This window comes from Arthrobacter sp. CG_A4 (assembly GCF_035985125.1).
Classification (GTDB): Bacteria; Actinomycetota; Actinomycetes; order Actinomycetales; family Micrococcaceae; genus Arthrobacter.
Map to the genome: position 1 here is coordinate 51,680 of NZ_JAXCID010000020.1, position 23,329 is coordinate 75,008.

General features: G+C 62.1%; 18 protein-coding genes and 1 pseudogene. 6 read left to right on the forward strand and 13 right to left on the reverse strand.

Annotation, left to right across the window (positions count from 1 at the left end):
* Positions 1 to 26 precede the first annotated feature (26 nt).
* The 3 genes from RCH07_RS10425 to RCH07_RS10435 all read right to left on the reverse strand — a co-directional run bounded on the left by RCH07_RS10425 (position 27) and on the right by RCH07_RS10435 (position 3,269).
* Entirely contained in the window at positions 27 to 1,919 is a 1,893-nt protein-coding gene (locus tag RCH07_RS10425) for a DUF7657 domain-containing protein (protein ID WP_326967397.1), read from the reverse strand.
* Positions 1,920 to 2,070: 151 nt separating this feature from the next.
* Positions 2,071 to 2,508, reverse strand: coding sequence for a DUF2304 domain-containing protein (locus tag RCH07_RS10430; RefSeq protein ID WP_326967398.1), 438 nt, complete (start codon positions 2,506 to 2,508; stop codon positions 2,071 to 2,073).
* Positions 2,509 to 2,510: 2 nt separating this feature from the next.
* The gene (locus RCH07_RS10435) at positions 2,511 to 3,269 is read right to left on the reverse strand and encodes a glycosyltransferase family 2 protein (RefSeq protein WP_326967399.1); all 759 of its coding nucleotides are present in this window, start codon (positions 3,267 to 3,269) and stop codon (positions 2,511 to 2,513) included.
* Between the two features lie 519 nt (positions 3,270 to 3,788).
* Here RCH07_RS10435 and RCH07_RS10440 point away from each other — a divergent pair.
* From RCH07_RS10440 to RCH07_RS10455, 4 genes are all read left to right on the forward strand, one after another.
* Positions 3,789 to 4,835: a glycosyltransferase gene (locus RCH07_RS10440; protein WP_326967400.1), complete on the forward strand. Its 1,047-nt coding sequence runs from the start codon at positions 3,789 to 3,791 to the stop codon at positions 4,833 to 4,835.
* Positions 4,825 to 5,781, forward strand: coding sequence for an NAD-dependent epimerase/dehydratase family protein (locus RCH07_RS10445; RefSeq protein WP_326967401.1), 957 nt, complete (start codon positions 4,825 to 4,827; stop codon positions 5,779 to 5,781). Before RCH07_RS10440 ends, RCH07_RS10445 begins: the two co-directional genes overlap by 11 nt.
* Before the next feature lie 80 nt (positions 5,782 to 5,861).
* Positions 5,862 to 6,359, forward strand: coding sequence for a GtrA family protein (locus tag RCH07_RS10450; protein WP_326967402.1), 498 nt, complete (start codon positions 5,862 to 5,864; stop codon positions 6,357 to 6,359).
* Complete coding sequence (locus RCH07_RS10455; RefSeq protein ID WP_326967403.1) at positions 6,356 to 7,216, forward strand: glycosyltransferase family 2 protein; 861 nt, start codon at positions 6,356 to 6,358, stop codon at positions 7,214 to 7,216. Before RCH07_RS10450 ends, RCH07_RS10455 begins: the two co-directional genes overlap by 4 nt.
* 85 nt (positions 7,217 to 7,301) lie before the next feature.
* Here the strand turns inward: RCH07_RS10455 and RCH07_RS10460 are convergent, their stop codons facing one another.
* The 5 genes from RCH07_RS10460 to glf form a co-directional block, all read right to left on the reverse strand.
* Positions 7,302 to 9,533: a hypothetical protein gene (locus RCH07_RS10460; protein WP_326967404.1), complete on the reverse strand. Its 2,232-nt coding sequence runs from the start codon at positions 9,531 to 9,533 to the stop codon at positions 7,302 to 7,304.
* A complete protein-coding gene (locus tag RCH07_RS10465) occupies positions 9,530 to 10,288 on the reverse strand; it encodes an ABC transporter ATP-binding protein (RefSeq protein WP_326967405.1) in 759 nt (252 codons plus the stop codon). Before RCH07_RS10465 ends, RCH07_RS10460 begins: the two co-directional genes overlap by 4 nt.
* The gene (locus RCH07_RS10470) at positions 10,289 to 11,170 is read right to left on the reverse strand and encodes an ABC transporter permease (protein ID WP_326967406.1); all 882 of its coding nucleotides are present in this window, start codon (positions 11,168 to 11,170) and stop codon (positions 10,289 to 10,291) included. It lies immediately after the preceding gene.
* A complete protein-coding gene (locus tag RCH07_RS10475; protein WP_326967419.1) occupies positions 11,167 to 13,080 on the reverse strand; it encodes a glycosyltransferase in 1,914 nt (637 codons plus the stop codon). The genes RCH07_RS10470 and RCH07_RS10475 overlap by 4 nt, the downstream gene beginning before the upstream one ends.
* An 80-nt stretch (positions 13,081 to 13,160) precedes the next feature.
* On the reverse strand, positions 13,161 to 14,348 hold the full coding sequence (gene glf / locus RCH07_RS10480) for a UDP-galactopyranose mutase (RefSeq protein WP_326967407.1): 1,188 nt from the start codon (positions 14,346 to 14,348) through the stop codon (positions 13,161 to 13,163).
* A 240-nt stretch (positions 14,349 to 14,588) separates the two neighbouring features.
* Between glf and RCH07_RS10485 the strand changes: the two genes are divergently transcribed.
* Positions 14,589 to 18,608: an FtsK/SpoIIIE domain-containing protein gene (locus tag RCH07_RS10485; protein WP_326967408.1), complete on the forward strand. Its 4,020-nt coding sequence runs from the start codon at positions 14,589 to 14,591 to the stop codon at positions 18,606 to 18,608.
* A gap of 10 nt (positions 18,609 to 18,618) precedes the next feature.
* Here the strand turns inward: RCH07_RS10485 and RCH07_RS10490 are convergent, their stop codons facing one another.
* Entirely contained in the window at positions 18,619 to 19,098 is a 480-nt protein-coding gene (locus RCH07_RS10490) for a hypothetical protein (protein WP_442784805.1), read from the reverse strand.
* A 238-nt stretch (positions 19,099 to 19,336) separates the two neighbouring features.
* Between RCH07_RS10490 and RCH07_RS10495 the strand changes: the two genes are divergently transcribed.
* Positions 19,337 to 19,585 (forward strand): WhiB family transcriptional regulator, encoded by a 249-nt coding sequence (locus RCH07_RS10495; RefSeq protein WP_003804966.1) that lies wholly within the window; start codon positions 19,337 to 19,339, stop codon positions 19,583 to 19,585.
* Between the two features lie 696 nt (positions 19,586 to 20,281).
* Here the strand turns inward: RCH07_RS10495 and RCH07_RS10500 are convergent.
* From RCH07_RS10500 to RCH07_RS10515, 4 genes and pseudogenes are all read right to left on the reverse strand, one after another.
* Complete coding sequence (locus RCH07_RS10500) at positions 20,282 to 20,416, reverse strand: hypothetical protein (RefSeq protein ID WP_326967409.1); 135 nt, start codon at positions 20,414 to 20,416, stop codon at positions 20,282 to 20,284.
* A gap of 936 nt (positions 20,417 to 21,352) precedes the next feature.
* A complete protein-coding gene (locus tag RCH07_RS10505; RefSeq protein WP_326967410.1) occupies positions 21,353 to 21,985 on the reverse strand; it encodes a hypothetical protein in 633 nt (210 codons plus the stop codon).
* 89 nt (positions 21,986 to 22,074) lie between these two features.
* The gene (locus RCH07_RS10510; RefSeq protein WP_326967411.1) at positions 22,075 to 22,455 is read right to left on the reverse strand and encodes a hypothetical protein; all 381 of its coding nucleotides are present in this window, start codon (positions 22,453 to 22,455) and stop codon (positions 22,075 to 22,077) included.
* Positions 22,456 to 22,603: 148 nt separating this feature from the next.
* Positions 22,604 to 23,191 (reverse strand): annotated as a pseudogene (locus RCH07_RS10515) (ISAzo13 family transposase); the annotation flags it as partial.
* Positions 23,192 to 23,329: the final 138 nt, after the last annotated feature.

Consider the following 23,329-nt stretch of genomic DNA (forward strand, 5'->3'; position numbering starts at 1 on the left):
GCGATCAGGCTCCTTGCGCGCTGACCTCAGCGGACGGCGTAGACGAAGGCCGGTTTTCCCGTCCACTGAAGTTCAGAGTCCAATGTCAAACACGCTGCTTCCAAGGGCTGCGAGGAGACGATCTTGTCAAGGTTCGGCCAGACGCCTTTGAGCTCGCAGGGATCTATGCCCACGCCGACAGCGTCGAATTCGTTGGTCCACCAGGACTTCGGCTGTCCGGGTGCCCAGGAGAAGAAGATATAGCCGCCGCCGCGGTTCCACTTATTGGAGAAGGCCGATTCGGGGTCCAGCTTCCGCCACTCCTCGGCGTCGGGACCGGACCGCTGGAGTCCGGAGAGCGAGGGAATACCGTTGGCCATCAACAGGGAGTTCAGTGCCCCCGAGTCGGCTGCCCAGACCTTGCCTTCTGCCCGCACAGCCGGTGACTGCGCCGCCACGGCCTTGGCGGTGTCAGAAGCCCGCAGGTCGCCCAGGCCGGCAAGCACCGGGTTCGCCCGGGCGACGGGGAGCGACGCCAGGACGATGCAGAGCGCCAAGGGCCACAGCCGCTTGGGATACTTCGTTACGGCAGCAACGGCCAAGCCAACCGCGGCCGCCACCAAAACAACCAGTCCGGTTGAAATCGACGGCAAATCCGACGCTTTCAGCAACGACGCCGCGTAGCCCGTGGCCAGACCACACGCCGCACCGGCCAACAGCGGGATGCGCCAAGAGGCGGGTGGAGACCAACGGCTCAGCAGGAGGCTGACGAGGACCACCGCGAGCACGCCCACCACTTGGGACGCCCGCGGTGCGGTGATGAGGTTGAGCAACGGCAACTTCTGGCTCGTGGGGCCGAGGTCCAGGCTGATCCAAACAATCCATAGCGCCGACCACGTTCCAAACGTCCATTCCGCGATATTGTCCCGGAACGTCAGCCGCCACTGGGCGGCGAGGAGGATGATAAGGATCCACACGAAGAACACCGTGAACGAGGACGACAGTTCACTCGCATTGATGCCCACGGGTTCACTGAACTGCAGCGGTCCGAGCGCCGGCGCCCCGAGAATGCGTCCGAGGGGCTGCGGATCCGCCTCAGACCGCCGCATTCCCGGATAGACCGTGTTGAGCAGGGCTTGGAGGCCTTCCCTGTTCTCCAGCAGCGTCCCGACGCCAAAGACCACAGCGGTGCCCCCGGTAATGAGGATGGACTTCAGCCGGGGCACCCAGCCGCCGCCGCGAAGGAGGATCCACAACGTGGAGGCGATCAGGACCGGGAGGCCCAGCAGCAAGGACCAGGGTGCGTAGAACGTGGGCAGGCCCGCGATCAGGATGCCTCCAAGGACCGCCATGGCTGCCGGGGCGAGGCGCTGTCTATTTTGGAAGCGCTGGAAGGCGGCGATCATAAGCACGCAGCCGCCTAGCGTGTAGGCGATCAGCGCTACCGGCATCATGGACCACCACGCGCTCGACGGCGACAGCACGATCAAAATGGCTGCAAACCAGCCGTAACGGCGCGAGCGTCCCAGCTGGGCGAACCAGGTCGGCATGGCGAGTAGCAGGATCAGCGACGGAAGCCACCAGTGCGCGGCGAACAGCATATGTTCAGGGATGACCGCGGCAGCGCGGAGCATGGTCGAGTCAAAAAAGACAAATTGCTCGAAGAACCCATCGGTCGGAAACCGGTGGACCAGATCAGCCCGCGCAGCCAGCGGACTGAGGCTCGGGGCACCCTGGGTTGCCAGAATGGAGATGGCGATGGTCGAAAACGCGTAGATCTCATCCGACCGGATCCACCGGGACTCGCCGAACTGCCACCCCAGGGGGTTGGCGGGATCCTGCCGCAGCTCTGAAATGCCGATATTCGACGTCGTGATTCCGAACAACACGAGGGCCACGAAGACCAGCACCGTAATCAGGCGCGCCAGACGGTCATTCACACAAACCCAACGTTGGACTCTGCGGCCCGCATCGGCAACAGGCGTGGGAAGTCGCATTTTCAACTAAGTTCCTCCAAGCGCTCCACACCACGGCGCGCACGTCCACTCGGACGTGGTGCTGGGAGGCTAATAATCAGATCAGTCTTTGAGATCAATCAGTGGGCTGCTGGGACTGCCATTCTTCCACAGCGGACGGCGTCGCAGGCGCTTGCCGGTCCGCTTCGCCTGCCGTCGAAGACAAGGCCTCAACCTTCCGCTCCAACTCCTCCAGCCGTGCGCGCCCAATAGCAGCTTCCTCGGACAGCGTGCGCGCCTCTTCCTCAAGAACGGACACTTCCCAGGACAGATGCAGCGCGACGCCGGTCAGGAAGATAATGCCCATGGCAAAGAGGAGATTGGACGGGACCTGCACCCCGGTCAGGGATGTGACTCCCCGAAGCATGCCCGGGATTGCCGTAAGCACAAGGCTCGCGATGCCGACGAGCAGCCACAGAAACGCGTACTTTTCCCGAAGGCCCTTGCCGCGCAGCAGGTAGACAACGCTGCCCAGGACAAGCATCGAGAAGATGAGGGCGGCAATGCTTTCCACGGTCAGATATCGCTTTCGTGAGACGTGCGGGCTTTGCCCCGGGTCATGGCAAACAAGAGTGCCAGTAGCGACCGGACCAAATAGATCGCCGATTTCGCCGGGTTGTGGCTGGGTTGCCCGCCCTGGCGGGGCCGCATCACAACTCCGGTCTGGGAGACTACGCACCCGGACCGGATCGCCACTACGAGCGAGTCGATGGTGTCGCCCAGATACTCGGCAGGATAGTGCTTCAGGTACTGGGAAATGGCGCGGGGATTACCGGCGCGGAACCCCGACGTGACATCCGTGAGCTCTGTACCAGCAATGCGGGAAATCACGGCCGCCAGCAAACGCATTGCCCATTTCCTGGGGCCGGTGACGGTATATTGTCCCTTGTCAGCGAACCGTGCGCCGATCGAAATGTCCGAGTGTTCAAGGCCTGCGACCACCGACGGAATGTCCTTGGGATCGTGCTGCCCGTCCGCGTCCACCTGGACGACGGCGTCGTAGCCCGTCCGGTGCGCGTACTTAAAACCCGCCCGCATGGCACCGCCAACACCGAGATTGAAGGGCAGCCGAAGGACATGCGCCCCGGCGGCCTCGGCAAGTTCCGGGGTTCCGTCTTCCGAACCATCGTCGACGACGAGAACGTCGTAGTCCCGTCCGAGGTCAATGACCTCCCGGACGGTGTTGCCAATACACGCCCGCTCGTTCCACGCCGGCATGATCACCAAGACCTTGGTCGCGGCTGGAAAACGCACTTTGCTCCCGACTTCCGTCATGTCCTTACTTCGTCCCCTCGTGAACTGTTTCCGGCTGGCCCAACAGGTTCCGGCGCGGACGCCGCACGGTCGCCCGCCTCCAGCCAAGCATTCCTACACTGACACACCCCAGATGGGAATGCCGATCCGCCACCCGGGCGGCTCGAAGCTGACAGCGATGACCCTGCCTTGAGCAGGTGAACGGATCCGCAGGACGAGCAGGTGTTCTCCGACAGGCCGCTCTATAAATTCTGGCCGCATCTTTGTACAAATCTTTGTCGAAATCCAGGCTCACGAAGTCGTCGTTCCAGATCGCAGTCGGACCGCGAGGAGTGCTCGACGCGGACGATGGCGAAGGCTGCAAGTCGGGATCCGTTCAGTTTGGGCTGGCGTCCACGGCAGGACGGCGCGAGGGACAGGTACATATTACCCGAATGGACTTTCCCGGACTCCCATCATTGCCGTGGCGGGGCGCCGACCGGCCCCGCTGGAAGGCGCCATCGACTACGGTGTTGGCTGGAGCCGGTAGAATATCCTGATATGACATCTGCTCAACCAGAGACCAACTCGACGCCCCATCGCATATCCGTGGTCATCCCCGTATACCAAGGCGAGAAGACTCTGGTCGGTGTGGTCAACGAGCTCCTGCCCTACCGGCAGGTGTCGACAACCAAAGGCGGCCACGATTACGTTTTCTCAGAAGTTCTTCTGGTATTCGATCATGGACCCGACAACTCCGCCGCTGTCATCCGATCCCTCACAACTTCCATTGACATTGTCCGGGGCGTCTGGCTGAGCCGGAACTTCGGGCAGCACGCCGCAACCCTGGCGGGCATGGCCTCCGCGGGCGGCGACTGGGTCGTCACCATAGATGAGGACGGACAGCACGATCCCGCTGCCATTGGGGATCTGCTCGATACGGCAATGGCCGAGAACGCCTCAGTCACGTACGCGATGCCCAGCAATCCCGCTCCGCATGGTTTTCTCCGGAACATGGCGTCAAAAAGCGCCAAGCGAACGGTTCGCTTCATGCTGTCCAGCGACGATGCTACGAGTTACCAGAGCTTCCGGCTGGTGACAGGCGAAGTGGCACGCTCGGTGGCCGCCTATGCAGGTCACGGTGTCTATCTCGACGTAGCCATGGGTTGGATTGCCGATAAGACGGCGACCTGCCCCGTGATGCTGCGCGAGGAAGGTGACCGGCGCTCCGGCTACCGTCTACGCTCGTTGCTCTCGCATTTTTGGCGCATGGTCATCTCCAGCGGGACGCGTGGCCTTCGCATGGTCAGCCTCATCGGCGCTGTCTTTGCGCTGGCGGGAATCGGACTCGCTATTTACTTCGTGATCGCATACCTGTCCGGACATGGAGCCGGACAACAGGGCTGGACGTCGACCATGGTGGTCCTTCTCGTCAGTTCCGGGGCCATCTTGTTTGCATTGGGGGTCATAGCCGAGTACGTGGGCGTCAATGTCAATATGGCCATGGGCAAACCCGCGTACCTGATTGTGAGCGACCCGGCGCTCGGCCCTCTCGGCAAGACCGCGCAGGCCACTTTGCCCGCCGGCCAGGTGGCTGATGCAGGCTAGGCCTACTTGGGTGATCGGCGCCGGAGGCCTCCTCGGCAAAGCCGTCGTCAAAGAATTACAGTCCCGCGGCGCCCCCGTCCTGACCAGCAGGATCCCTTGGGGCGACCCGGAGTCCGCGCGCAGAGCGTTCGGGGATGGCGCCGAAGCGCTTCGTGACGCCGCGGCTGCAGGGCCATGGACGATCGCCTGGTGCGCAGGAGCAGGCGTCACCGGAACCTCACCGGATGCGCTCGAAGCAGAACTTTCGTTGTTCGCTCAAGCGCTTGATGTGTTTGAAGAAACGCTCTGCGCCGCGGGAGGGAGGAACGGGGCGATGTTCCTGGCGTCGTCCGCCGGCGGAGTGTACGCCGGGTCCAGCGCACCCCCGTTCACCGAACACAGCCCCGTGCAGCCGCTGGCTCCCTACGGCTTCGCCAAACTCCGGGCAGAAGCGACAGTCGCCGAGTTCGCGCAGCGCAGCGGAGTCCGCACCCTGGTCGGCCGGGTCAGCAACTTGTATGGACCGGGCCAAAACCTGCGGAAGCCGCAGGGCCTCATCTCGGTCTTCGCCAAGGCACACCTCACGGGTGCACCGGTGTCGGTTTACGTGTCTTTGGACACCTTGCGGGACTATCTGTTCGTAGACGACGCGAGCCGTCTGGTCGCGGACGGACTTGACCGCCTCGTACTCCCGGACGTCCACCCGGGCGAGACTGTCGTGAAGATTCTTGCGTCCCAGCGGGCCGACACTATCGGCAATCTCATCGGCGCTTGCCGAGCAATCTTCAAGCGCCGCCCGCTGATTGTCCTGGGCGCCTCGCCGTTCGCGAAAGCCCAGGCGCACGACCTTCGCCTGAAATCGGTCGTCTGGCCGGAGCTCGACGCGCACCCCGTGACGCCGCTGGCGGTGGGGATCAACAACACGGTGCAAGAGGTCCAGCGCCTGGCCATTTCGGGTCAACTCTGACGGCGTTGCCACGCTTCGGTAGTCTGGAGTGTGTGTTTGCCGGTTATCGGCCTCAAGAGTTTAGAGAATAGGTGGGTCCTATGAAGCAGCCCGAGAACTCCGAGGAGGCTGTCAAGGGTATCCATAGCGGTCCCCGCGGCCCCCTGCTAAAGATCGTCAAGGACGAACGCGTGGCGTTTGTGCTCGTCGGCGGCGCCAACACGGTCTTCAGCACAGGCCTCTTCGTTGCGGTTGCGTGGTTGTATCCGGGTCTTCCCTCTCCGGTGGTCCTGAGCATCGCATTTGTCGTTTCCCTTGTCGCAGTGTTCTTCGTCTATCGAAAGCTCGTGTTCCGCGTCAAAGGTCACTTCTGGCTGGACCTCGGCAGGTTCACCCTTGTCAATCTGACGATGTTCTTCACGAATATGGCGCTGCTGCTGGTGGCCCATGAGGTACTCGGATATCCCCAGATTCCGTCCCAAATCGCCATCACCTGTGTAACGGTCATCATCAACTACTTCGGCCACAAGTATTTTTCCTTCCGCCGAAGTCCTGAACCCGTGTCCCCAAAGAAAGCCACCGAGGAAAGCACAACATGAGCCCTAAAGTCTCGATCGTCATTCCGGCGTACAACAATGTCCAGTACATCGAAGAGACCCTTCAGTCTGTGTTGAATCAGACGTTCGATGACTATGAGGTGGTGATCTCCGACCATTCCTCAATCGACGGCACGGCTGAGGTTATTGCCCGTTTCGCGGACAACCCCAAGGTGCGTGTGCTGACGCCGACGCCGACCGGCGGTGGCGCCCAAGCCAACTGGAACCGCGTCAGCCAAGCGGCCGCCGGAGAATACCTTAAGCTGGTTTGCGGCGATGATCTGATCTCGCCCGACGCGCTGGAGCTCCAGGTCAAGGCTATCGAGGACAACCCGGGGGCCGTCATCGTTTCGTCCCTCCGCGACCTTGTCGACGCCGATGGAAGGCTTTTCCTGAAGGGCCGCGGTCTGCAGGGCGTAGATGGCCCCGTCAGCGGACGCAGAGCCATTCGGGCCACAGTCCTCGCCGGGTCCAACATCTTTGGCGAGCCTGCCTGCTCCCTGTTCAAGCGCGATCTGCTGGCTAAGGAAGGTTGGTGGGACAACTCCCATCCCTATCTCATCGATGAGGCGACTCTGGTGCGCATTTGCCGCCACGGTGACTTCGTTGCGCTCCGCGAAACGCTGGCTTCCTTCAGGATCAGTGCAAGCCAGTGGAGTGTCCGGCTGGCCCGCCAGCAGTCCGACCAGGCGATTGCGTTCCATAGCCAGCTCCGAAAGGACGATCCCTCGCTGCTGAGCTGGCTCGACGTGACGGTGGGAAACGCCAGGGCCATCGCCATGTCGTATGCCCGCCGCCTCGCTTATGTCCGGCTGAGCCGACGCATGGGTCGGCAGCACGCCGTGCAGAGTACGGTCTAAGGAATACCAGCCAACCTCGCCGGCGGCGCGATCCGCCAAAGCACTCCGGGGCCTTTCACCATGAGATAGGCCCCTGGAGTGCTTTTTACCGCAGTACTCTTTTCCGCTGTTCGGAGTCGCCAGTTTGAATGGCTGACTCGCCTGCGCCCACGGGCTCCACATAGGGCCGTCGGCGATACCGCACCAGCTCCGCTATGCTCCACGCGGCGGAGATCCCGAGCGCCAGGATAATGCTGGCCACGACGACCGGCCATCCCGGCGGATCGAAACGCACGGTTACGGTTTTCCCGGCGGAACCGGCAAGGATGTCCACTTCGAGGAGGTACCCACGGAGCGGTGCAGCGACGGCGGCCCCGTCAGCGTCGTATCCCGGCCACGCCAGCCGGCTGAGCACGGCTTTGCCCGGGGCTTCGCCCATCCGGTCCACGCGGATCACAATCTCCTGGTTGCTCTCAGAGACCAGCGACAGGGTTGTTCCCTCCGACGTCCAGACCAGCTGACCGGTGTTTAACTGAGGTTGATCCCGGACCCACACGACCGAGTCGGCGGACCTGCTCGCTTCACGCCAGCCACTCGGAGCGGCACCATTAAAGGCCTTGTTGGACAGGGGGTCTGGATCGCGAAGTATCTGGACCGTGTCGACAGATAGAAGGTCGGCCAGAACCTTGCCCGTGGTGGGGTCCGTCTGGAAGAGCTTTTCGGCAGCCGCTCCGCAGGTCCATCCGTGGCTTGAAATGCACAGATCTTCGGCATACTTCGCGAACATGATCGGCGAATATAAGTTCTGGACTTCGGCGGAATTCAAATACCAGGCATTGGACGCGAGCGTCTCGTTCCAGATCCCGGGGCCGAGCCTCGTGGGATCTCCCACGATGAAAGTGCCACCTTGTGCTCCGGAAAGCTGACGCGAATAACTCTCCGGAGTATCAGGCATCTGGTAGTCGGGCAACGGGGCCGCTTTGAACGCCATGTGCTGTCCCGCCGCTAACACCATGCTCACGAGCAACACCCCACCGGCCAATACGGCCGGACCCTTGAAGCGGGGCCGCAGCCGGGGGAAATAGACAACAAAGAGAAGGCTAGCAATACCGACGCCCGCCAGCAGTCCGAAAAGCGCGGCCAACCGGATGGTCGGAGACTGGCTCCAGGCGAGATAGAGGCCGGAGAGCACGATAGCAGCGGTGATGATCATGCGTCCGCGGCTAAGGACCGGCACCCTGAAACGGGAGACCAACACCGCCAGCACCAGCAGGACAGTCAGGGAGACGTACGGCATGAGCCGGACAGGAAAGCGGAGGGGTCCCAGGTCGCTCGGCGCCAGCGTCAAAGCCAACGCCACCAGCCCCACAACCCAGAGCGCTGTCAGCTCCCGGCCGGCAGCCTTGGCCTTGGAGTAGTCCACGATCGCGAGTACCGGAAGGAACCATGCCACGTACAACAAGGGAACTGTCGCGAAAACGCCCCACCAACCGGTCACTTGCGGCAGGCTGCCCGGCACCCAGGCTGTAAACAATCCGGTCAAATCGGGCGTCAGGAAGCCGCTGTTCACGATTCCGCCCGAGCGTGCCGTCACGGAAGCCGTAAGGACGCCAGGGAGATACACAGCCATCGCGATGAGCCCGCAGACGAGGCCCGCGAGGAGTAACCGGACGGCTCCCCTTCGGCCTGTGTGCAGCCATGCCTCCAGCAGCAGCCCCACGAAGACGATGACCAGCATGAGCGTCCCGTGAACATAGCCAATAGTTATCAGCACATACGCCGGGGCCAGCGCGAGTATGGGATTTGCCCGCTCGAAGGCCATACGGCGCAACCCATACCAGGTGAGGGGCAGAATGCTGAACACCATGAGGCCGGTGACCCAGGAAGCGGCGTCCATGTAGACGGTGAATCCGGTCAGTGTTACCGCTACTCCGGCAATGGCCGACCATTCCGGCGCGGCCTTGTAGCTCCTGGCCAGCAGAAACGTTCCGGCAGCCAGCACGCAAAGACAGGTGATCTTCAGAATCGTTGAAAAGACGACAATGTTCGCCGAACCGCTGGCCAACCAGCCGATGAGGAGAATTAGCGGATTCCAGATCCCCCATTGGCCCTCGGCCGCATAGTTACCGGCCCCCCAAGCACTGTCGCTAAAGAGAGGCCACTCTCCTGCGCTGAGTTTGGTTCCAATTTCGAACCAGATTCCAAAAGCTCCGGCCTGGGTGTCGTCGTAGTGGTAGAACCTATTGTTGGTCACGAGCGGAATCAACGAACCGAGGAACGCAGCAACTACGGTCGCAGCCAGCCATTTGAAATCGTGGGACAAATGCAAACGCTTCACAAACTTTCCCCGGTTTCCGTGTGCCCCGAACGCCGTCTCAGTTCTGCAATGACAGCATGCACGTCCCCGTCCTTGACGACTTCGCCGTGTTCAAGCAGCACGCCCCGTGAACAGATACGTGAAACGAGATCCAAGTCGTGGCTGACGACAACGAGAGTTTTGCCCTTCTTGGCCAGCTCCTTGATTTTGGCGATGCATTTACGTTGGAACGGTTCATCGCCCACTGCCAGAATCTCATCAATGAGGAACACCTCCGGGTCAGTGTGAACTGCCACCGAGAAGGCCAACCTCAGATACATTCCGGACGAATAGAACCTGACCTCGGTGTCGATGAATTGACCGATCTCAGCAAACTCAACGATGGCGTCGAATCGGTCAGTCACTTGTTGCTCGGTCATGCCGAGGATGGCTCCGTTGAGGAAGACATTGTCCCGCCCGGAGAGATCCGGGTGAAATCCAGCTCCAACTTCAATGAGCCCGGCCACACGCCCCCGTGTGAGCACAGAGCCGGAATCTGGCAACATGACCCCTGAAATGTGCTTCAGGAGCGTCGACTTGCCCGAACCGTTCAGACCTAGGAGTGCAACCGATTCCCCGGTTCCCACCGACAGTGAAACGTCTCGCAGCGCATGAAACTTTTCAGACAGGTCTCCCCTGCGACCTTTGGCTAGCCATACGACGGCTTCTTTCAACGATCTGGTATGACGCAGCACAAACTGCTTGCTGACATCCCGAACTTCAATAGCGTTTACCACTCACAACTCCTGGGCGAATCGGCCTTCAAGCCTACGAAATGTTAGTTGACCCAAGGCGAGGACCAAGAGCGATACGACTATCCCCACAGGTAACCACAGGCTGAACAAGTTCGGCGGCATAGGGGCTGACCCGTCGGTGGTCGGTAGCCAGAAGGCGTAGTGGAAAAGCTCAACACCAATGGTGATCGGATTTGCCTGATACACGGAAAAAGCAACATTCCCGACCTTGTCTTGAACCATGGTCCACGAGTACATGACGGGAGAAGCCCACGTTGCCACCATCAGCAGCATGTCAACGATGTTCTCCGAGTCACGGAAGTAGACATTTGCCGCGCCGAAAAGGAGGCCTAGTCCGGTGGCGAGTAAGGCAACGATCGCGAATCCAGCGACGGAAGCTAATATTTGCAATAGATTCGGGCGCCACCCCGCAAACAAACATGCTGTCACGAGCACAACCAACTGCGGAAAGAAGTGAACCGCCGAAACCCATACTGAGGCGACGGGAAACAGTTCACGGGGAAGATAAATCTTTTTGATCAAATTTCCGTTGTGCACTATCGAACGAGCAGCATTGCCCAGGGCCTCGGAGAAAAAATTGATGAGCACAATTCCCGAGAACAGATAGACGGCATAGTTGGGCAGCCCACCCGGATTCCTCGGGCTTTGTTCCAACCCTAGAAAAACGCCAAGTGCGATGTAGAAGACGATGAATTGGACGCCGGGCTTAACATAAGACCACATCAGCCCCAGGACGGAGCCCCTGTAACGGACCTTAAGCTCCTTCCGTACCAACAACTTCAGCAAGAACCCGGACTGGCGGATGTCGCGAATTCCGCCGCCGACCCCGGGGGTCGTAAGTTCGCTAGAGCTGACGCTGCTCACTTGATCTCGTTCTGAGTGTGCTGCTCGAATGTCTGCCTCCACGACTCCATCGAAGTCAATTCGATCATTGCAGCCCTGTACTCGACGCTGAGTTCGCGCCAATTCTTCAGCAGCATGGAATGGAGGCGGGCACTTTCAGCGAGCATCTCTCGAAGCTGCTTTGGGTCCCTCTTGTACCAGGATGCCCCTGTGCCTTCGGCGTTGGAGACGACAGCGCTGTCGTACTGTGCCATCCGCCACCAACGATTGTCTTGATGCGGAACGGTCGCCTGGGGACGCTCCGTTCTGGATCCGCTGACCGGGCTGAGTAACTGTCGGATCACAGTCTTGGCAGCCCACGGTAGAAGTGTGATCGGGGAGGGCTGTGAGATTCCGTGGCCTCGACGGGGCGGCCTGTCCATCTTCGGTGCCGGGAAATCATCCTGATCAGCGCGGAATACCGAATCTGAGTAGCTCGCCATCATCTTACGAATTTCGGGCAACTTGGATGGCAGAAGTTCCCGCAATCCAGCCGGCCCCCTGAGGACGTCTCCCACTGCCCAGTTGCGTCCCCTGACGGTGCCATACTGCATCGAAACCAGGTGCTTCACGTCATGGTAGTGGGATTCACGAACGACTCGTCCGCCGAACTCATAGGGGCTGTGAAGCAGCGCCACGACGACACGGTTGCGCGCGTGAAAGTAAGCCTGCCAGCCGACAAGGTCATCCTTGTCGATCCATGAAACGTGCCACACAGCTGATCCAGGCAACGAAACAGTCGGGAACCCGTGCTTCTTGGCCCGAAGTCCGTATTCGGAGTCATCCCACTTGATGAAGAGGGGAAGCGACAAGCCAATTTCACGAATGACGGCAGTAGGGATGAGACACATCCACCAGCCGTTGTAGTCCACATCGCACCGACGGTGAAGCCAAGACGTTTGGCGAAGGTTTGAGGACAAAAAATCGTGCCCAAGGATCATTTCCTCGCTGGGTAGCGAGGGCTGGAATCGGTAAGGATTAACTACCTCGCCGAAGGTATGCAGAACGGTCCGGTTGTAAAGATCAAACATGTGTCCGCCGACAATCGTAGGCGTTTTGCAGCGGTCGGCGAAAGTGAGCAAGCGAATGATGCTCTCCGGCTCAAGCACGACGTCGTCGTCCATCAGCAGGACATAGTCGCTGCCGTTTTCCACAGCTTCATACATGCCGCGGGCGAATCCGCCGGAGCCGCCAAGATTTGACTGGTTAATGATACGGAGCTTGCCGTGAAGTGCTTCTTGAACTTCTGCAAATCCTTCGCAATCAGACACTTTCTGGGAGCCTTGGTCCACAAGGAGTATCTCCTGGACGTGCTGCAAGGCCTCAGGGTTGTCTGCCATTAGACGCAAGTTGTTCAGGCAGAAGTCGTTTTTGTTCAGTGTCGTTATCTGGAGGGTCACGGAGCCCGGAACTTTATCGGCAGCGGCACCTTGCCATTCCGCCTCAAGCATTACCAGCGGCTCCGTCCCGGCTACGAGATCAAACCAGTACCAGCCACCGTCCCCGAAGGGCGCGAGACTCAGCTCAAAGACGCTATCGGCTTTGCCCTCGACCCTGCGAGTGTCGACGCGCTGGAGAGACCCCCGCGCGTTGGATTTGTAAACAATCACCGAGCCTTGACCCTCGGTCCGGACATGCAATCGAATACTCTCCACCGTCGTCCAGCGACGCCAGTAGCTTGCCGGAAAAGCATTGAAGTAGCTACCAAATGATACCCGCTCGCCGGAACGCACAAACGTCGACCTGCGCGAGAGAAAGTCTTCGACATGGGCTTCCTTCGCGGGGCCGGCAACGCTATTTGTGCCGGGCGTCCTCCCATCACGGTCGCCCACGGTGGGCAGCTGCGTACCGGTTGCGGCACCCATATCCAGATACAGCGGGACCGTGTCCATCTGGCTCTGGCTTGGCAGAATAACCCGCTGAAGGGCAGACCAACTCAGTTTCGTTTCAACTTGAACCTCGCTTGAGACAGTCACGCGTCCACTCCTCCGCTTTCAATCGTGGCGCCACCCTCGAAGTGCGGGCGGATCTTGTTGTCGAACATGGTCAGGGCGGATCCGATGGCCATGTGCATGTCCAGGTATTTGTACGTGCCGAGGCGTCCGCCGAACAAGACGTCCTTCTCGGCCGCCGCCAGGTCGCGGTATTTCAGCAGGCGTTCGCGGTCCGCTGCCGTGTTGATCGGGTAGTAGGGCTCGTCGCCCTCCTCCGCCGCACGGGAGAATTCGCGCATGATGACGGTCTTTTCCGTCTGGTAGCCGCGCTCCGGGTGGAAGTGGCGCGGCTCGATGATGCGTGTGTAGGCAACATCCTCGTCGTTGTAGTTGACCACGGACGTGCCCTGGAAATCGCCGACGTCGAGCACTTCTTTCTCGAAGTCGATGGTGCGCCACGAGAGGTCACCCTCGGAGGAGTCGAAGTAACGGTCGACAGGCCCGGTGTAGATGACCGGGATGTTGCCGACCACCTTGTTCTTGCTGTACTCGTGTGACTCGTCGAAGAAATCGGTGTTGAGCCGGACCTCGATGTTCGGGTGCTCCGCCATCTTCTCGATCCACGCGGTGTAACCGTTCGTCGGAAGGCCCTCGTACTTGTCGTTGAAGTAACGGTTGTCATAGTTGTAGCGCACCGGGAGGCGGGAGATGATGCCGGCAGGCAAGTCCTTGGGGTCCGTCTGCCACTGCTTGCCGGTGTAGTGCTTGATGAACGCCTCGTACAGCGGACGGCCGATGAGCTGGATGCCCTTATCGTTCAGGTTCTGCGGATCGGTGCCGGCCAGTTCCCCGGCTTGTTCCTGAATCAACTCCTGCGCCTTGCCCGGGGTCAGGTTGGCGCGGAAGAACTGGTTGATGGTGGCAAGGTTGATCGGCAGGGAGTAGACCTCGCCCTTGTGGACGCCGTACACCTTGTGCACGTAGTTGGTGAACGTCGTGAAGCGGTTGACGTACTCCCAGACACGCTCATTCGAGGTGTGGAAGAGGTGGGCACCGTAACAGTGCACCTCGATGCCGGTCTGCTCTTCCTTTTCGCTGTAGGCGTTGCCGCCAATGTGGTGGCGGCGGTCGATGACAACGACCTTCAAGCCCAGCTCGGTGGCGGCCTGTTCTGCGATTGTCAGGCCGAAAAAGCCCGACCCTACGATAACGAGGTCAGCGGTCACAAAATCTCCTGGTTCGAATGTGGGCAGCGCAACGTGGTGCATTGTCTGCTGCTCCAGCCTACCCGAGGCGGGGTGGGAACCGGCGCATCGGGGACGACGGCGGGGCCCGCCGCCGGCCCATCCCCCGGCTGTTTTCCCAGGTCGGGGCCGTTGTCCACATAGCCGGATTTCCAGCCGCACGCCGCTGCAATCGCGCCTAGCGTAAGGGGATGAACGATGCCGCGGGAAGGACTCCGGCCGATGATACTGCACTGCACGTTGGTCCCGGCGCCGGGTTCCGCGCTGGCCCCGGAGCCCCTGGAACTGGCCCTCGATCTGCCCCGCGCTTGCTCCGGCGCGGAGCTGCAGTCTGCGGTGTCGCGGCACTTCGGCACGGGCGCCCTGACGGTGGAGGGAGCACCTCTCGTGTCCATGACCGTCGGCGAGCCGCCCCTCGTCCACGGGGCCATCCTGGTGGACGGGTGCGCACCCCGCCGCAATGAGGCCGTGCAGGGTGCAGCGCCCCTGCTGCTCGCCGTGCACAGCGGACCGGGCGCCGGCATGATCATCCCGCTGCGGCGGGGACGCTTCCGGATCGGGCGGAGCGGAACGGAGATCGTGATTCCGGATGCCGAACTTTCCCGCGAGCACGCCCGGCTGGACGTCTCGGATTCCGCGGTGACCCTCGTCGACCTCGACAGCGCCAACGGCACCGCCGTGGACGGCCGGAGAGTGCGGGCGTCGCCGGTGACTACCGCATCCTCGATCCGTTGCGGCAACTCCTCACTCTCCCTGATATTCACTGGGTCCACGGATGCCGGAGTGCCCGCTTCGGCAGGGTGCGGCGTCGCGGAGCCGCTCCTGGTGCGCAACGATTCTGCGTCGGCCAACCGCGGAGTCCTTCTGGCGACGGCCATCGTGCCTCTCGCCATCGGGATCGGGCTGGCCGTGATCACCGGCATGTGGATGTTCCTGGCTTTCACGGCCGTTTCTGCCGTCTCTCTCCTGGTTCCCGTGGTGTCTGGGCGAAGGCAGCGCCGCGAGCTGAAGACTGCCGTCGCCGCCGCAGCGCGGGAGGATCAGGACCGACGACGGCGGTCCGCGCCTTCCGCCGCGGAACTTGCGCTCCACGGCACGGCGGTGACATCCGACGCGAGGCAGTCTTCGCCGCCTCCGACGCCCGTCTGGCTGCGGCTCGGGCTGGCTGAACAGACGGCGAACGTCCGGCTGGAGCCGCCCGGCTCCGCCATCCGGTCGCCGCCACTCGGTCTGATGCCCGTCACACTGGACCCTACTGCCTCCGTAACAACTATCCGCGGCCCGGAACCCGCGGTGGCCGGGCTGGTCAGGGCCTTCCTGATGCAGCTGGCCTGCTACCCCCTCGCCCGGCGCACCCGCGTCCTGGTTCATGGCCCGACACGCTTCCTCCCCCTCTGCGCGCGCTTCCTGGCCGCCGTTACGCTGTCAGGCCATGAAGCAGTCACGCTGGAGGCACTGGCGGCCGGGCCCGGCCGGGGCTATGACCTCGGGCTGCTGATCATTGTGGACGGTAGCCAAGCCCCAGCGCTGTGTGCTGCAGCGGTCGGTCACGGGTGGCGCGTGATTGAATGCGGCGGGCTTGACGCGTCAGCCCACTCGGACCCGGCCGCCAGCCAGTCCGTCGTACTCGGCGAGCGCACCGGCGTGCTCACCTCGGACCGCCTAACGCTCGACTTCATCCCTGACCGGGTGCCGGGTCCGGTCTTCGACCGGTCCTGCCGCCGGCTTGCGGGTCCGGTCGGTCCGGCCGGTCCGGGAGATGCGCCGACGGCGGCCATTCCTGAGGCCTGCGCCCTGGCCGAGATCCTCACGCTCACCACCGCAGACACCTCCCGGCGCTGGGCACAGTCCGCACGTTCCCGCGGTCTTCCCGTCCTGGTCGGTGTCGGCGGCGCGGGCCCTCTGCGGCTGGACCTCCAGGCGGACGGGCCGCACTTCCTGGTGGCCGGCACCACCGGTTCCGGCAAGTCCGAGTTCCTGCGGACCCTTGCAGTCGCCCTCGCGGCCTGCCATCCGCCGGACCGCCTCAATCTGTTGTTCATCGACTTCAAGGGCGGCTCCGGTCTCGGATCGCTGACCGGGCTGCCACACTGCGTCGGGCTGCTCACCGATCTGGGAACGGATGAGGTGGCCCGCACCCTGGTTTCCCTGCGCGCCGAGGTTCGCCGCCGGGAGGAGCTGCTCGCCGCCTGCGGGGCCCCCGATCTCGAAGCCTACGAGGACCTGAACCCGCCAGGGCTCCCGCTCCCCCACCTGGTGGTGATCATTGACGAGTTCAGGATGCTGGTGAATGAGGCGCCCGAGGCGCTGTCCGAACTCATGCGCATCGCGGCGATCGGCCGCGCGCTTGGACTTCACCTGGTGATGGCTACGCAGCGCCCCCAGGGCGCCATCACCGCCGATATCCGGGCGAATGTGACCAGCTGTATCGCATTACGGGTCCAGTCCCAGATGGAGTCCATCGACATCATGAATTCCCGGCTCGCGGCAACCATCCCCATTGAGGGCCCGGGCCGTGCCTATCTGGTCCGGGGAAACGAAGAGCCGGAGGAATTCCAGACGGCTACGGTCACCCCAGCGGTGCCCGAGGTGGCTATCGGCGTCGTGAGCGTGATGCCAGCCGCTGACTTCCTGTGCCGGCGGCCCGCCAGCGACTCTTCTCACGTTGGGGCCGCCGCGGCTCCTACGCCGTCCCGGGCACTGGCACCGTTCATCGAAGCGACAACAGCGCTGTGGGAAGCCCTGGGCAGCCGTCCACCGCGCCGGCCCGTTGCCGATCCGCTCCCGGCCACGGTGGCGTTCCCGACGAATCCGCTTCCCGCCGGCGTGAGTCGGGAACCGGTCCGGCTGGGGCGCTTGGACCTGCCCGAAGAGCAACGCACTGCCGAGCTGAGCTGGTCTGCTGCCCAACACGGTCACCTCGGACTCGTCGGTGGTGGCCCCGGCGGTACCGATGCGGCTATGGCCCTTGCCGTGGAGCAGCTGCTGTGGGCGGAACAGGAATCGCACCTCTATCTCCTCGACGCCGCCGGTACCGTCAGCGGTTCCTACGCCGGTTCGTTCAGTGGTTCCACGGCATCTCCCCGGATCGGAGCGGCGGTAGGGGTTCATGAGCTGCGGAGAGCTGTCCGGGTCCTGGAGCGTCTGGCCGGTGAAGTGACCCGGAGGCTGAGCACCGGCGCCGACGCCGGCTCGCCGCCACTGATCCTGGTCCTGGGTGGATGGGGATCCTGGATTTCGGCCTTCCGCGCCGGGCCGCTGGCCTGGGCCGAAGACCTCGTCCACGACATCGTGCGGGACGGCCCGGCGGCGGGCATCACCGTCATCGCGTCCGGCGAACGCGAGCTGGTCACAGCCAGGTTCTTTGCGGCGATCCCCAACCGGCTCTACTTTCCGGCCGGAACCACCGAGGAGGGACGGCTGGCCTGGCCCCGGCTGCCGTCACTCGACATGGTTCCCGGCCGGATGGTGGCTTTCGGCCCGTTTGCAGAGGGCAGTTCCACGGCCGGCCACATCGGGCAGCTCTTCGAAGCTCCCGTCGTCCGGCAGTGTCCCACCCCGGAAGTACGGAGCCCGCCGTTCCGGGTGGAGCCGCTTCCCCCGCGAGTGACCGTCCCTGAAGTCCTCGCCCGCGCAGGAAAGTCCCTCCAGCCCGAAGGGCCATCGGCCCGCGGGCTCCTGTGCGTTGGGATCGGCGGGGACGAACTCCGGCCGGCCGGCGTCCAGTTGCCGCCAGGCAGCGTCCTTGCCGTCCTCGGCGCCCCGGGATCCGGGAAGAGCTCTTTGTTATCAGCCCTGCCTGGCCTCAACCCGGCCGCCCGCTGGCAACGGCCCGCGGCCGGGGCGGAGCCAGGTCAGTACTGGTCCGGGATCTATGCCAGAGCCCTCGCCGGCACCCTCGACCGGACATCAATACTGCTGGCCGACGATCTGGATCTGCAGTCCACCGATACCAACAGGCAATTGCTGGCCTTGAACAGCCTGGGCTGGACGGTGATCCTGACAGCGGGTTTCAGCCAAGCTCTTCAGCAACGGGCGCCGCTGGCGCTCCATGCGCGCAGCCACGGAAACGGCATCCTCATTGCGCCGCGGAGCCAGCTGGACGGAGACCTGTTCGGGGTCCGGGTGGACCTCGAACACAACCCTCCGCCGGGACGCGCCGTCGTAATCTCCGATGGACGGGCCATAACGGTGCAACTGGCCGTTGACCCCGGTGCCGGCGGCGGGAAAAAACCGCCGTGAGAGCACTGAGCTATAGCGTTGGGGGTACTCCGCCGGCCCGGGATGCGAACGTGATGACCCGCTTATCGAACAGCAGCACGATCGCGATGACCGCCGGCAGCAGCATGGCCAGGCCCGCCAGAGGGTAACCGCCGGTCAGGGTGGGAAACCCGATGGTGAGGACAAAAAGCTGGGCCACCAGGGCACCGGCCCTGGGCCAGCGATACCCGCGGAACAGGAACCTCGCCACGGCAAAGAGCCACGCGGAGAAGGCCAGTAACAGGCCCAGCGTGAACACCGCGCCCCAGAAGGAGAGCACCGGGGCGCCGGTCAGGAGCTGGCTGCCGTACCAGGCCGCGGCAGCCAGCAGCGCGGATGCCTCCAGCGCCACTATGACGGCGACCACCAGGATGCCGGCGGGCCGCACCGGGGGCACCGCCGCGGGACCGTTCGCGCGGCCGTCCGCGGGATTCTCATCGGGGCCGGAGGGGTTCTCAGAGGGTCTTGACACACTGGCACAGTACCGGACATAGTCAACTAGACGCGAGGGCGCCGCCAGCCACTGTGATGCATCGCTCACGATCCAGAGGTATCTTGCAGCCCAATACCCCTTGTTTACGCAGCGTTAACATGACACGCTTAATCCAGATGACCGAGGGGGCCCCAGAGGGCCCTTTTCTTATGAAGCCTCTAGTGAATAATTTCACAAGGCATTTAACGAGTTCCCAGGAATGGAGTGACTGATCAGCATGGATTGGCGTAACCGCGCAGCGTGCCTTGACAAGGACCCGGAGCTTTTCTTCCCGGTAGGAAACACCGGTCCTGCCCTGCTGCAGATCGAGGAAGCCAAGAGTGTCTGCCGGCGGTGCCCCGTTGTGGACACCTGCCTGCAGTGGGCGCTCGAATCCGGTCAGGACGCTGGCGTCTGGGGCGGCATGAGCGAAGACGAACGCCGCGCCCTGAAGCGCCGTGCAGCACGCGCCCGCCGCGCCTCTTAGCCTCAACACCGTTCAGTTAGCAGTCTGGATGGTGAACCCGGGAGCGTGGCTGCGTTGCGTCCATTGAGCAGGCTGGGGGCGTTTTGCCGCCCGCTTAAGGACTTTGCGGATTACGCCCCAGTTCCGAATGCCGACCAGCAAACCCTCCGATACCGACACAACTCGGCAAGCCTGGTAGAACTCGCGGTGGCCGCCGCCGCGAGGAGACGAATACGACACGTCGTCTTGCGGCACAGCACCAAACACGCCGGCCAACAAGACCGTCGCCATTTAGAGCCTCTGATGATTTAACTCAGCATGGCTCGGGCGTGTGGTTTTGTATCGGATGCAGCGTGTAGTTCCACTCGCCGTAGAATGGATGTCTGAACAAAGCGCCGGTGGTTTCGAGGGTTTTCATCTGCTGGTCCGGGACTTTTGCGCCCGTGCCGGGCTTAAGTGAACGCCCTGATACGAGCTCCACCCCACTCCCCGCCTCCTTGCGTCCTTGCCGCACAGTGTCCGCGGCAACGCCCGTGGCAAGAGCAACTACACCTACCGGGCCCGAGCCAGACTCCGCAGCCAACCACATCCGCCGCTGAAACTCCGTCAGGTGAGGCCGCAGGACCCCAAACCGCCGTGCCATCGACTCTGCCAAGTCCGCCATACCACAACAGCAATGGCACTACCCATCAAACGAGGTTATTTACTCACGAGCTTCTAGGAGCTTACGGCGCCAGTCGTCGGCTTCCAGCTGCTGAGCCTCGGCGGCGGTAACGTCGATACGTCCACGACGATGGGCTCGATGATCTTCACGACCACTTCCGCGATGGCGCGGGCGGAGCGAGAGATCAAGCGCGAGCAATTGTCGATTCGGTGGACAAGCGACGCGCCGCCGACCGTGATCCCGGCGGCCGGCGTCAGGCGTTCACGGCCAGCCAGGTCGCCGACGCTGCCCGGCTAGCGGGCGTTCAACCGAGTGCGCAAGTGGGTCGAGACCTCGGCATGTCTCGATCGAACTTGTATCGGCGCATGAGCGACGTGATACGTACCGATACTCACGAAAAACGCATGAAAGAACGAAAATTCACCACCTAAGCCGGCGGGTGATACTTCAAGGTACGGTCTGCCAGCGGCGACGAGAGTTGGATCTCCGTTTTTCGCAAGCTCTGCGAGTCGGGGCATGCCGACGTCTCGCTAACGCCAGGCCGCTGCAAGTCGACAATGATGTCAGTCGGAGTCTCGGCTAGAACGAAGGTTCTAACCGTATTGGCACATCCCTGAGCCGCGTCCCACCACGCGATATTTACTGTGGTGTCTTGTAGATCTGTTTGCATTTTCGACCAAGGGACAAGGTCCGACAGCCTGGTTGAATCGATAGCAGAAACCTGCTCTAGTGACTCAGGTTCCTGACCTACAATGCTAAGAGACTCCGCCTCAGTGAGTGACGGCGCCTCAACTGTTGCCGCTGCCGAAGCCGAAGGCGACGGCGTTGGTGTCCGGGGTTGGTCGGGCGAGAATGTAGACGAACAAGCGGCCAGCACAAAGGCTGGGAGTATCAGGAAACCAAGTACACCCTTAGTAGCCGAGATAGACATCTACCTGTCCGTCATACTTGGACTGAGAGAACCATCCGCCGCTGCTGTGGAAGCCGACGAGCGCTGTGCCGCGTCCTACGGGGGCACCGCTATCGCCTCCTATGCGTCCGTAGGATGCTGTGGCCGGATCGCCGATCTCAAGACTTCCTCCACCAGGAGCAAAGATGGTTCGTATTTGTCCCAGAGCAGTCACTTAACCGCACGCCTTGAAGCCGTTGGTCTCTGCGAAGTCAGCGCCGGCCTGACATACTGCGTCACCCAGGCCAGCATTACCGCTCTGGGTAAAGCGAAACGGGTTGTTGTTGTTCACCCGCGTCTGCTCAGTGCCTGTTCCTGACGGTATTTGTCCAATTACAAGGCGGTCGCAATTCGTGATAACTTCCGAGCGCCCTTTGCTCCTACTGACGTTGCCAATGTCGCGGTTCGCGGCATAACCTCCCTGGCTAATTATTGTTCCGTTCGTCGAGCAGTGGCCGGTCGTGGTGGTGTAGTAGCGACCTACGCTGTCACGCACGTTCGAATAGTCATCTGTGCACCGACTGCTTCCACCGCTGATCCATTGGCCTCCGTAGAGGGGGCCGCTACTAAATTCGCGGCTAAGGTCGCCTCCCCGCGTGTCTTCATCGTCACGTGAAACCTTGATCTTGTCTCCGAAGCGAGCAGCAAGGATTGCTTCCGCGTTCTGCGGGGAATCTGGAGACAGGTCCACTGTCACGGTGGAGTTGATAATGTCGACGCCACCACCTTCGAAGACTAGTTCGCCGAGAAGGCTGCTATTAAAGATGTCGGACTCGACAGCGTGAAGCGAGTCGACAGATTGATCCACCGTCTTGAAGGTCGTCGCTGCGAGGCGCCCGACAAGGCTTGTCACAGTTGCCCGGAAGGCTGAAGGAATGTCACCAACGTAGGCAATAACTACCTGCCCTCCAGCCTTGTTGTCAATCCAACCGCCGCCATAGAGCCCAGTGGGCTCGGCAGTGTGTCAATTTTCTGAATGATCGGGCTCAGTGCTGCACGACGGGCCATATCTGCGTCTTCGGCCGCGGTAAGCGGAATGCCAAGCCGGTCACGGGAGAAGCCGCCGGCGTTAGCTTCGGCGATGTGTGACGCACTTGCATCGAACCCAAATTCCTGACGCAGACGCACTTGATTGGCATAGTCGCTCTGAGGGATATCTGCTACCGCCGCGATGTTGGATTGTTCAGCAGGTGAGGCAGTGACGCCGGTCAGATCCGTTGCGCCTACTGCTGCTGTTAGGGCAATGGTTAGGATGGCACGCGTTCTCGGGTGCTTCACAATGTGCCCTTCTTGGCTACCTGCATGCGGCTGTGCATGAGTGAGATCAGGATAGGACCTGCATATGCTATTCGTCTATAAGAGCCTGTGATGATTTAGCTCAGCATGGCTCGGGCGTGTTGTTTTGTATCGGATGCAGCGAGTAGTTCTACTCGCCGTGGAATGGATGTCTGACCAAAGCGCCGGTGGTTTCGAGGGTTTTCATCTGCTGGTTCGGGATTTTTACGCCCGTGGGGAAGGTGTGAGTGTCGAGTTCTGCCTGGACGGTGAGGCCGGTTCGGGTAGTTGTCGCGGCGAAGGTCTCGACGATGACTTCGTGGCTGCTCAAGGGTCGGCCGCGCCAGTTCATGGAGATGTGGGAGAAGAGCCGGTGTTCGATCGTGTTCCACTTGCTGGTCCCCGGTGGGAGGTGGCAGACAGTGATGCTCAGGCCGGTGGCCTTTGCCAGATTGGCGAGTTCTGTTTTCCAGAGCCGCGTGCGGTAGCCGTTGGAACCGCCGCCGTCGGCGCTGATCAGCAGCCGGGAGGCTTCCGGGCGAAGAGCTTTGCCGATGTGTTCCCACCAGGAGGCGATGGTGGCCACGGCAAACGCGGCCGTGTCGTGGTCGGTGCCGACCGATACCCATCCGGTGTTGTGGGTGATGTCATAGACGCCGTAGGGGTTGGCTTTGCCCAGGTCAGGGTCGATGAAGTCTTGGACTTTGACCTGAACAGGTTCATCGGCCCGGTTCCACTGCGCCACGTCTTCACGCCCGGATGAGAACCTATGAGACCGCATACCCCGGGGAATCATGTCAAGATGCGCGCGTAGCTTTCTTCGTGGAATCATTCGAAAGTGCGCGCGTGGACGGCATGGTTTTGGGTCCTTGTTTGC

What these genes read in the sequence shown, in the direction of transcription:
- RCH07_RS10435 (WP_326967399.1), bottom strand. Translation starts at nt 3,269, where the DNA reads ATGACGGAAGTCGGGAGCAAAGTGCGTTTTCCAGCCGCGACCAAGGTC.
- RCH07_RS10440 (WP_326967400.1), top strand. Translation starts at nt 3,789, where the DNA reads ATGACATCTGCTCAACCAGAGACCAACTCGACGCCCCATCGCATATCC.
- RCH07_RS10445 (WP_326967401.1), top strand. Translation starts at nt 4,825, where the DNA reads ATGCAGGCTAGGCCTACTTGGGTGATCGGCGCCGGAGGCCTCCTCGGC.
- RCH07_RS10450 (WP_326967402.1), top strand. Translation starts at nt 5,862, where the DNA reads ATGAAGCAGCCCGAGAACTCCGAGGAGGCTGTCAAGGGTATCCATAGC.
- RCH07_RS10455 (WP_326967403.1), top strand. Translation starts at nt 6,356, where the DNA reads ATGAGCCCTAAAGTCTCGATCGTCATTCCGGCGTACAACAATGTCCAG.
- RCH07_RS10475 (WP_326967419.1), bottom strand. Translation starts at nt 13,080, where the DNA reads ATGGACACGGTCCCGCTGTATCTGGATATGGGTGCCGCAACCGGTACG.
- RCH07_RS10485 (WP_326967408.1), top strand. Translation starts at nt 14,589, where the DNA reads ATGATACTGCACTGCACGTTGGTCCCGGCGCCGGGTTCCGCGCTGGCC.
- RCH07_RS10495 (WP_003804966.1), top strand. Translation starts at nt 19,337, where the DNA reads ATGGATTGGCGTAACCGCGCAGCGTGCCTTGACAAGGACCCGGAGCTT.